General features: G+C 41.6%; 7 protein-coding genes. 5 read left to right on the forward strand and 2 right to left on the reverse strand.

Translation table 11 applies throughout. The annotated features are described in order from the left end of the window. From KGY70_13495 to KGY70_13515, 5 genes are all read left to right on the forward strand, one after another. On the forward strand, window positions 1-719 hold a 719-nt coding region (locus KGY70_13495), incomplete at its 5' end, for a DUF3347 domain-containing protein (protein MBS3776203.1). Window positions 720-833: 114 nt separating this feature from the next. Further along, window positions 834-977 (forward strand): hypothetical protein, encoded by a 144-nt coding sequence (locus KGY70_13500; GenBank protein MBS3776204.1) that lies wholly within the window; start codon window positions 834-836, stop codon window positions 975-977. Between the two features lie 473 nt (window positions 978-1,450). Beyond that, window positions 1,451-2,821 (forward strand): hypothetical protein, encoded by a 1,371-nt coding sequence (locus KGY70_13505; protein MBS3776205.1) that lies wholly within the window; start codon window positions 1,451-1,453, stop codon window positions 2,819-2,821. Between the two features lie 2 nt (window positions 2,822-2,823). Then, entirely contained in the window at window positions 2,824-3,276 is a 453-nt protein-coding gene (locus KGY70_13510; GenBank protein MBS3776206.1) for an Rrf2 family transcriptional regulator, read from the forward strand. Window positions 3,277-3,429: 153 nt separating this feature from the next. Beyond that, on the forward strand, window positions 3,430-4,059 hold the full coding sequence (locus KGY70_13515) for a YceI family protein (protein MBS3776207.1): 630 nt from the start codon (window positions 3,430-3,432) through the stop codon (window positions 4,057-4,059). Window positions 4,060-4,288: 229 nt separating this feature from the next. Here KGY70_13515 and KGY70_13520 read toward each other — a convergent pair whose 3' ends face one another. After that, window positions 4,289-5,752, reverse strand: a complete 1,464-nt coding sequence (locus KGY70_13520; protein ID MBS3776208.1) for a sugar porter family MFS transporter — start codon at window positions 5,750-5,752, stop codon at window positions 4,289-4,291. Window positions 5,753-5,987: 235 nt separating this feature from the next. After that, the coding region (locus KGY70_13525; GenBank protein MBS3776209.1) for a glycoside hydrolase family 3 C-terminal domain-containing protein at window positions 5,988-8,147 on the reverse strand (2,160 nt) is incomplete at its 5' end.

The raw sequence follows: 8,147 nt of genomic DNA on the forward strand, positions 1-8,147 counted from the left end.
GCGAAGAACCCACTTATACACTGCGCGAAGTGGTACTGGGGGCATCGCTTGGGGAAGAATACATCGTGAAAAAAGGACTGGAGGAAAATGAAGAAGTAGTAACGCATGGAACATTTGCAGTGGATGCAGCTACCCAAATGGCAGGCAAATCCAGTATGATGAATCGCCGGGGCGGAAAAACCTCAGAGGGTCATGATCACCATCAGATGGAAGAAGAGGAGACGGATCAAAACAAACCAATGGCCGAAATGCCTGGCAATGATGTCAAATGGCCTGAATCACAATTAGATTCATATCAAGATTTAACAAATCACTACATGGCATTGAAAAATGCACTGGTAAACGATCGAAAAGATACTGAAAATGCAAACAAAATGCTTGATGCGCTGGCCTCAATAGATATGAAGGCCTTTTCTCAAGAGGCCCATTCGAGATGGATGAATCTCTACAATAAACTCGAGAACAATGCTGAAGCAATAGCAAAAACTGAAGAGCTGGAGGCACAGCGAAAACATTTCATAGCCTTATCTGATGCCATGATCAATTTGGTAAAAACATTTAATGCACCTGATGATATCCTCTTTGTTCAATTTTGCCCTATGGCTGATGACAATCAGGGAGCTTTCTGGCTGAGTTCGGAAGATCAGGTCAGAAATCCGTACTTTGGGGATCAGATGCTCACATGTGGGGAAGTGAGAGAAAAGGTGGAAAAGCAATGAAGTACAAACTAAAAACCGGAAAAATATTAAACGCTGATGCAGTCCCAGCGGACGTCAGGTTTACCCGTGCGTGCCTTTATCTGTCAATTGTGCTTGTGACCTCAAGGGGCCTCTATGCAATCTTCCGGATCGGATACATTGGTACCATCGGTTGCCCTGGTATTGCAGGGTCCGCCTTTAATGAAGGAAGAGCAGGCATTTGAAAAGGCGAAGAGCGATACACTAAACTGTTGTGGCTCTACCTGTAACAAACAATAAATCAAGTTTACTGGTAGAAAACAAAAACTTGAAAACCTTGGAGACCAAAATACTCAATAACAATACTTTTTTAAAAGCATAAAAACATTTCATTCGGTTAACAGTTTATTAAAGCTTTGAATTCCAATTTGATTTACATGCTAAATTCATACACTCTGCTTGTATTGCCATGGAACCCGCATGTTAATCATCTCCTTGTTGTAAAGGTTCCTAGATGCGGGTTTCATTCGTGTAACAGTTTATTAAAGTTCTGTAGTTCAATTAAGCAATATTTCAAAGTTCGAATTTTGTGCTACCCTACCAGGGAACCCTCATGCTTTATTCATCGCCTTATTGTGAAGGTCGCTGCATGCGGGTTTCATTATTTATTTTGAAGACGTTTGGGATTTGAACAAAAATGTTCTTAATTTGTCCTACTAATTCGATAGTATAAATAAGATAAATAAGACTAAAATTCTAAAAATGTATTTATTATGAAAAAACTAGCAATTTTATTGAGCCTGATTATAACCGTTACAGCTACATTTGGCCAATCAACCGGAGAATCAACAGAAAAAGACAACAGCCGGGCATTGCAGTATTTTAGAAAACCCGGATACGAAGGGCTGAATGTCTTCGAAACGCCAAAAGAAAAGGGGGTTGAATATGACGGTGTGGATGTACGTTTAGGAGGCGATTTTGCATTACAATTTCAGGGTTTGAATCATTCTAATGCGTCAGGAGCACCGCAATTGATCGAGTTGGGTAACAACATCAACCTGCCCACCGCAAATTTAAATCTGGATGTACAACTCCAGAGAGGAATGCGATTGCACCTGAGGACCTATCTCAGTTCCCGTCATCACCCTGATTCATGGGTAAAAGGAGGTTACCTGCAGGTAGACAGGCTGGATTTCCTTAAAGAGGGAATGGCCTCAGACTTCATGGATATAGCTACTTTCCGCACAGGTGTTGATGAACTCAATTACGGTGATGTGCATTTCAGAAGGAGTGATAATGCCACAACAATATACAACCCCTTTGTAGGGAATTATATTATGGATGCCTTTACTACTGAACCCTTCCTGGAAATTAATCTTCAACCCGGGGACTTCATCATAGTAGGAGGGTTAAGCAACGGGCTGCTCAACCCTACGGTAAACAAAGCAGTAACCCAATGGGGTACCGGTGAATATCTCGGAACTGCAGAGTGGAAAAATACCCTCTATGGTAAACTGGGAATAGATAAACAGGTAAACAATAACTTACGGGTCCGTCTGACCGGCTCATTCTACAGTGCACCGGGAGCAGATAACGGCGATCACCTTTATGGAGGTGACAGGGCCGGATCCCGCTATTACGACGTCTTTGGGTATATTGCAGCAGACTCTTCTTCTGTGAACACTGATTTTACAAGTGGCCGTTTTAACCCAGGTTTCGCCAAAGAAACAGCCTTCCAGATCAATCCGTTTGTAAAATTCGGAGGCCTCGAATTCTTCGGCGTGTTTGAACAAACCATGGGTAATAACGGAGAAGACAACAGAGAAGACGGTAAATTTACACAAATTGGAGCCGAGCTCCTTTACCGGTTTGGTTCCTGGGATCAATTCTATGTTGGTGGAAGATATAACTCTGTTTCCGGGCATGATGAATATGCTGAAGGTGGAGATGAACCTGACACCAAAAAAATCGACAGAATAAACTTTGGTGGCGGTTGGTTTATGACAAAAAATACCTTGGTGAAGTTAGAATATGTGAAACAACAATACAATGAGAATTTTGCAAATCCTTGGACCGGAGCACCAAGCAATATTACTGAAGGCCAATTCAGCGGGATAGTTCTTGAAGCTGTTATAGGATTTTAAGTATGAAATTTAACACAAAGACCCGATACGGAATTAGAACAATGCTTGAGATAGCATTACAAACAGAGCAGGGGATTTTCCAGAAAGAGATTTCAGAAAAACAAAAGATCTCTTTTAAGTATCTGGATCAGATCATTGCTTCATTAAAGGCTGCAAAACTGATCACAAATGTCAAAGGCAAAAAAAGTGGTTATATCCTTACCCGAAAAGCTGAAGAAATTACACTGTATGATATTTACAGGGCGTTTGAGCCGGATATGAGCATTGTGGATTGCCTTTCAGAAAGCATACATTGTCCGGATGAAAATTTTTGTGCCCCAAGGGATTTCTGGTTGGGGCTGAATACTCAAATCATTGAGTATCTTATGCGATATACACTTAAAGATTTGGTCGAAAGGCAACTGGCATATAATTCTCAGACAAGTAATGGGTTACAGCAGGAAGAGGGCGGATAACCAAATAAAAGAACAAGTAAGTACTTAAAACATTATAGATATGGCCTCTGAGGTTTCTTAAAAGAGGATTGCAGCGAGAAGAAGAATTTGAATAATCCTCCGATTTTAAACTTTATCGGACATTTTGTAAAATTTAAACAAAAAAGGGAAAAAATGAAAAATAAACACATAAAATTTAGCACCAGGATGATATCCAGGTTTATTACCTTGATATTGATCCATATGATCATTGCCATACCAGCAATGTCTCAGGAAAGCATTCAGCTCAGTATTGCTTCCAACACAGAATTATCTTTTGATGGAACTTCCAACGTACACGACTGGGATTCTGAGATTACCGAACTTACAGGACAGGGAGCATTTGCTCAATCCCTTCTTAATGGTAGTAATTCCCAGGAAAACCCGGTAAAAGATGTTAAAGTGAGCATACCGGTAAAAAGCATTGAAAGCGGTAAGAACAAGATGAATGACATTATGTATGATGCACTCAAAGCGGAAGAACATCCTGAAATTGAATATGAGCTGATCAGTTCAGAAGTCATTCAAAAATCAGGAAACGAATTCACACTTCAAACAAATGGTTATTTGACGGTTGCAGGAGTAACAAAACAGATTGCCCTGCAGGTAAAGGGAAAACAATTGGATGATCAAACCATTCAGTTTACCGGTAGCAAAAATTTAAAGATGACAGATTTTAATGTAGATCCCCCAAAGGCATTATTTGGAGCCATAAAATCGGGAGATGAAGTTGATGTAAAATTTACGGCGGTATTTTCAAAATAATTACGAAAACATCATGCCAGGGATAGCAGGTGATACCCTTTTTTTCAGCTTTCAATAACATTATTTGGTAATTTGAAAGCAGACAAAAAATAATCAGAGCGAAAAAAGGATTTGAAACGTAGGTTTTCCCAATTTTCCCAAAACTAAAAAAGGGGTTGGATGCCTGAATTTATAATAAAAAAGACCGGCACAAGACTGTGCCGGTCTTTTTACAATGAAAATGTTCTTATTATAGTTCCTTAGGATGCTTACCATCCAGAAAATGCTTTTCAATCTTCTCGAGTGAATGACCTTTAGTTTCAGGTATATAGGAATAAATAAAGATAAGACCTATAATACCTACTACTGCATAGATAAAGAAAGCGCCTCCGGGATTAACAAGCATGCCGTCTCCTGCCGGATGGGGCATTTCGCCTGTAACCGCTCTGCCAAGCGAAAGGAATGTATTGGCGATTAAAAAGTTAGCCACCCAATTCACCATTGTAGCAATACTCATGCCAAGACCCCGGATCTTTGTAGGATAAATCTCTGATATCAGAACCCATGCAATAGGTCCAAGGCTCACAGCAAAGAAAGGTATATAAACGATCATGCTAACAAAAGAAACCCACTTAAGTGCAGCACCTCCAACTGACTGATAAAATGTAAAACTTATACCCATAGCAAGAAGGGCCACAATCATTCCAATCAATCCCAAATAAAGCAATGGTTTTCTTCCCCAGCGATCAATCAAATAAATCGCCACCACAGTAAACAATACATTAACAAAACCAATGGGAAGAGAGGGCAGTATGGCATTGAAGACAGGGTCACCTGTTTCCGCTCCAAAACCGGCCATCTCAAAAATTGTCGGTGAATAATAAATAATGGTATTGATACCGGTAAGCTGCTGCACAAGCATAATTCCAACGCCAATGATTAAAGCAGGCCGTACCCACTTTGCTCCAAGCACTTTAAATATACCAGGTTGTTCTCTTTCTTTCTCAATATTGATTTTTATCTGATCTAAAACTTCATTCCGTTTGGGCTCCCCTACTCTATCCAGAACCTTTCTGGCATCATCCTCACTTTTATGGTTCATAAGCCATCTCGGTGTTTCCGGCAGGAAGAACATACCAATGAACAATACCAGGGAAGGAACCAAACCAACCAGGAACATCCAGCGCCATCCTTCTTCATAGCCGGCAAAGCCCAGATCTACTAAATAAGAAACAAAAATTCCCACTGTAATGGCCAATTGGTTAATAGACACCAACGCTCCGCGAACATGGGTGGGAGAAATTTCTGAAATGTAAAGGGGTACGGTATAAGAAGCAACACCAATAGCAATACCAATAATTCCCCTCCAGATAATAAGAGCAGCAACACTGTTTGCTGCAGCAAGACCAACCGAACCTACCGCAAATATAAAGGCGGTAATAATCAGTACCTTTTTACGGCCTAACTTGTCCGTAATCCTCCCACTGCTCAATGCTCCAATGGCAGCGCCAAGAACCGTTATACTAACAATCCACTCTTGTGTCCTTTCGGGCAACTGAGTCATCCCATTAATCACCAGGTTCGGGTCGTCTTTAATGAGCAGCAGAGCCCCGGAGATTACACCCGTGTCAAATCCAAATAGTAGACCTCCGAAAGCTGCAATTGCAGCGATCAGAATCACATAACTTTTGTTATAAGACTTTGATTTTGCCATAAAATTGAATTTTTATTTGGTTTAGATTAAATAATAATTTTTCAGTTCAAATATAATCATTAATCAAAAGATTAACCCAAAAAATTTTCTTTCCTTTCATAAAGCAGCGTATTTCATCTTACATTCGATGTTTACCGATTTCTATGCCTGATAATTGGCTTTCTTCCATTAATGAGATTCACATGGAATCAATTATTGTTGCGTCCATCTATAGATCAGGGTTCATTCCGATGCCTCAATTTTCAACCAGCCTGAAACGCCTTTCTTTGAGATCCTCCGAACTGCTTCCGACAAATACTTTAAATTCGCCAGGTTCGGCTTTATACTCCATATCCTTTGTATAGAATGCCAGATCGTCCGGGACAATTTCAAGAATTACCTCCCGTTCTTCACCGGGTTGGAGAAATATTTTCCGGAAACCTTTCAGTTCTTTTACAGGACGGGTGACACTTCCAACCATGTCACGGGCATACATCTGCACTACTTCCTCTCCTGCTCTATCACCGGTATTTTTGACAGTTACAGACAGCCTGAGTACTTCATCAAAATTGATTTCCTCTTGATTTAGGCTGATATCCGAATAGGAAAATGTTGTATAGCTCAGGCCATAGCCAAAAGGATACAACGGTTTATTGGGACCATCAATATATTTGGAAGTATAGCGTTGGTCCTCCTGTTTCGGACGACCGGTATTTTTATGCTCATAATTAACAGGGATCTGGCCCACTGAATAAGGAAAAGATGCGGGCAGTTTCCCGGAAGGATTGTAATCACCAAATACCACATCGGCAATGGCATTACCTCCTTCGGTTCCCGGCAGCCAGGCTTCAAGAATAGCGGGAACAGCTTCATCCACTTTAGGAATAGCCAATGGCCGTCCATTCATTAAGACAACCACCAGCGGTTTATTGAGTTTAGCCAGTTCCAGAACGAGTTCTTCCTGAACACCCGGCAGACCAATATCCATTCTGGACAGGGCTTCGCCGCTCATCATAGCACTTTCACCAACCACTGCAACAATGGCATCCGCTCTACGGGCTTTCCTTAAGGCATCTTTGAAACCGTCCCTGTTATCACCTGTGATATCGCATCCTTCCGAATAAAGCATGTCAGTATTATTTCCCAGCTTATTCTCAAAGCCTTCCATGGTATTGACAACATGTTCTGCCTCTCCCCGGGCCGACCAGGTTCCCAAATACTCCTGATCTGCCTTTACAAGCGGGCCTATAAGTGCCACACTGGAAAGATCCTTACTCAATGGAAGCACTTCACCTTTATTTTTCAACAGAACCATCGATTCGGAAGCTATATTCCTGGCATGTTTCCTGTGCGGTTCAGCAAGCAATAATTTTTCTTCCCTTTCCTCATCACAATACTTGTAAGGATCATTAAACAGTCCCAATTCAAATTTCATTCTAAGGATTCTTCTTACAGCATCATTGATCTGTTCTTCCGAAATCTTTCCGTCTTCCAGAAGGGTTTTGAGTTCCTGAATATAAACCCGGCCTTCCATATCCATATCCACTCCTGCATCCAAAGCCAGCCTGCCGGCTTCGTAATCATCCTTTGCAAAGCCGTGTACAATCATTTCCGATACGGATCCCCAGTCAGAAACGATAAATCCGTTGAAATTCCATTCATCTTTTATGATGCCTTTAACAAACCGCTTGCTTCCGGTTACGGGCACGCCGTTAAGCTCATTGAAGGAAGTCATATAAGTAGCCACTCCTGCATCCAGGGCAGCTTTAAAAGGAGGGAGATGAGTCTCTTTCATCCTGCGGATGGACATATCCACCGTATTGTAATCGCGTCCACCCCTTGCAGCTCCATAAGCAATATAATGTTTTGCACAAGCCAGCATGGTATAACTCTCATCCAGGGCTCCTCCCTGAAAGCCTCTCACTCTGGCCTTAGCTATTTCAGAACCCAGATAAGGGTCCTCGCCGGCTCCTTCCATGATACGTCCCCACCTGGCATCGCGGCTAATGTCAACCATGGGTGCAAAAGTCCAGTGTTGACCTGCAGCAGTGGCTTCAACAGCGGCGATACGGGCCGATCTTTCCAGCATACCGGGATTCCATGTAGCGCTTTCACCTAAAGGTATGGGAAATATGGTTTTATAGCCGTGAATGACATCATAACCAAAAATTAAAGGGATGCCCAAACGGGTTTCTTCTACAGCGATCTTTTGAATCCTTCGGGTATACTCAGATCCATTAACGTTTAACATGGCACCCAAATGGCCTTTTTTAATCTGCTGGACATAATCACTGTCCTCAGTAACAGGGCCGGTTAATTCTCCTTCACCAGAGATAAGATTCAACTGGCCGATTTTTTCTTCAAGTGTCATCAGATTCATCACAGAATCTACTTTTCCGGATATATCGTTATCCAT

Source organism: Bacteroidales bacterium, from assembly GCA_018334875.1.
Classification (GTDB): Bacteria; Bacteroidota; Bacteroidia; order Bacteroidales; family UBA12077; genus JAGXLC01.

Coding starts and splice junctions, on each gene's coding strand:
- KGY70_13500 (MBS3776204.1), top strand. CDS start 834: ATGCAATCTTCCGGATCGGATACATTGGTACCATCGGTTGCCCTGGTA.
- KGY70_13505 (MBS3776205.1), top strand. CDS start 1,451: ATGAAAAAACTAGCAATTTTATTGAGCCTGATTATAACCGTTACAGCT.
- KGY70_13510 (MBS3776206.1), top strand. CDS start 2,824: ATGAAATTTAACACAAAGACCCGATACGGAATTAGAACAATGCTTGAG.
- KGY70_13515 (MBS3776207.1), top strand. CDS start 3,430: ATGAAAAATAAACACATAAAATTTAGCACCAGGATGATATCCAGGTTT.
- KGY70_13520 (MBS3776208.1), bottom strand. CDS start 5,752: ATGGCAAAATCAAAGTCTTATAACAAAAGTTATGTGATTCTGATCGCT.